A 1,748-nucleotide genomic window follows, 5' to 3' on the forward strand; every position below is an offset into this window, starting at 1 on the left:
CCGTCGCGGGGGCGCCGCCGCCCGCGCCGCCCGAGCCGCCGACCCCGACCGAGCCGGCCAGCGCGCCTTCGCCGCCCGCCACGGCCGCCGCCAGCGAGAACCCGCCGCTGCCGCCGCCGCCGCCCACGCTCTGGCCGAAGATGCCGGTGGCGTCTTCACCGAAGGTGTCGATCTGGCCGACGCTGCTGACGGTCACGACGCCGCCCTTGCCGCCGTGCGCGCCGCTGCCGCCGATCGAGACGCCCACCGAACCGCCGGCCACGCCGCCCGCTCCGGCCACCGCGCCGCTCCAGCCTCCGCTGCCGCCGCCGCCGCCCACCGCCTGGGCGTAGATCCCGGCCGAGCGGTCGCCTTCGGTGACGATGTCGGTGACGCTGAGGACCTTGACCTCTTCGGCGTCGCCGCCGCCCGCGCCCGTGCCGCCGACGCCGACCGAGGCCGAACCGGCCGCCGAGCCGGCCGACAGGGCCCCGGCCAGGGCGAAGCCGCCCGTACCGCCGCCGCCGCCGATGCTCTGGGCGTAGATCGCCGAGGCGTCGACGCCGCGGGTGTGAATGTCGCCGGCCGTGTCGACCGTGACCTTGCCGCCCTTGCCCGCGAAGCCGCCGTCGCCGCCGACGGCCACGCCGATCGCCGCGCTGGCGCCGCCCGAGGCCGCGGCCGAGATCGCGCCGCTCCAGCCGCCGTTGCCGCCGCCGCCGCCCACGCTCTGGGCGAACACGCCGACCGCCCGGTCGCCGGTGGTGTCGATGTTCACGCCGCTGACGTGGTCGACGATGACCGCGCCGCCGTCGCTGGCCGCGCCGCCCGTGCCGCCGACCGAGATCGAGCCGGCCACGGCCCCGACGTCGCCGACCGCCAGGGCCGCCGCCACCGTGTAGCCGCCGTCGCCGCCGCCGCCGCCCACGCTCTGGGCGAACACGCCGCGCGAGTCGTCGCCGGTGGTGACCAGGGTCCCGTCGGCCGTGACGTGAACGACGCCCCCGTTGCCGCCGCCRCCGCCCGAACCGCCGACGCCGATGCTGACCGCGCCGTAGACGCCGATCGCGCCGCCGGCCCCGAAGCCGCCGTCGCCGCCGCCGCCGCCCACGCTCTGGGCGTAGATCGCCGAGGCCCGGTCGCCGACCGTGACGATCGAGCCGTCGTTGAGGACCGTGACGTCGCCGCCCTTGCTCGCCGTGCCGCCGTCGCCGCCGATCGATAGGTTGACGAACAGGCCCACGCTGGTGGAGTCGCCGCCGTTGCCGCCGCCGCCGCCGATCGACTGGGCGAACACGCCGCCCGAGCCGTCCAGGTCGGTGACGATCGCGCCGTGATTGGTGACCTTGACGGCCCCGCCGATACCGCCGCCCGAGCCGCCGCCGCCGATCGCGAACATGCCGCCCGCGCCGCCGCCGTTGCCGCCGCCGCCGCCCACGCTCTGGGCGAACACGGCGTAGGAGTCGTAGCCATGGGTCGTCAGGTCGCCGGTGTTGGTGACGGTGACCGTGTCGCCGTCGCCGCCGGCTCCGCCCTTGCCGCCGATCGCGACCAGGCCGCCGGCCCCCGCGCCGTTGCCGCCGCCGCCGCCGATGCTCTGGGCGAACACCGCCTGGGACAGCTTGCCGTCGGTCTCGACCGTGCCGGTGTTCGACACCGTGACGGTTCCGCCCTTGCCCGAGGCGCCGCCGTCGCCGCCGATGCCGACCAAGCCGCCGCCGCCCGCGCCGTTGCCGCCGCCGCCGCCGATCGACTGGGCGAACACGCCG

1 pseudogene is annotated in these 1,748 nt (G+C 78.0%); it reads right to left on the reverse strand.

The features are described 5' to 3' along the window. Window positions 1-1,748 (reverse strand): annotated as a pseudogene (locus AC1DZ6_RS24615) (hypothetical protein); the annotation flags it as partial.

This window comes from Caulobacter sp. P1_B12_2 (assembly GCF_056406675.1).